Raw genomic sequence first — 648 nt, 5'->3', positions numbered from 1 at the left:
CTCCGCCTCACAGACGGCCAGCAGCTCCTCCAGTGCCCGCGGCTCACCCGACACCACCACCGACGACGGCCCGTTCACCGCCGCCACCGACACCCGCTCCTCACCCCAGACGGCGATCCTCTCCCGCACCGCCGCCACCGGCAGCGCCACCGACACCATCCCGCCACGCCCGGCCAAAACCCGGCCGATCGCCTGACTGCGCAACGCCACCACCCGCGCCGCATCCTCAAGACTCAAGATGCCTGCGACACAGGCGGCGGCGATCTCTCCCTGGGAATGGCCGAGCACGGCGGCGGGCTGCACACCCGCCGACCGCCACAGCTCGGCCAGGGAGACCATCACCGCGAACAGAGCGGGCTGGACCACATCCACCCGCTCCAGCGACGGCGCACCCGGCACCTGCCGCAGCACATCCACCAACGACCAGTCCGTGAGGGGGTCCAGCGCCGCCGCGCACTCACCGATCCGGGCAGCGAACACCGGCGACACATCCAGAAGCTGTGCAGCCATGCCCGCCCACTGCGAACCCTGACCCGGGAAGACGAACACCGTCTTACCCCCCGCACTCACCCCCTGCACCACACCCGGCGCCACCGAACCGGCCGCAACCGCGGCCACCCCCGCACGCAACCGCGAAACCTCACCACT

1 protein-coding gene is annotated in these 648 nt (G+C 71.6%); it reads right to left on the bottom strand.

Going from position 1 to position 648, the window contains the following annotated elements; translation table 11 throughout:
* Positions 1-648, bottom strand: a 648-nt coding sequence (locus LMU33_RS40875; protein WP_228627189.1) for an acyltransferase domain-containing protein, incomplete at both ends; no start/stop codon positions are given.

Origin of the sequence: Streptomyces barringtoniae, assembly GCF_020819595.1 — a bacterium.
Classification (GTDB): Bacteria; Actinomycetota; Actinomycetes; order Streptomycetales; family Streptomycetaceae; genus Streptomyces; species Streptomyces barringtoniae.
Note: the sequence above shows the minus strand (reverse complement) of the source record. Positions and strands in the feature narration are given on the sequence as shown.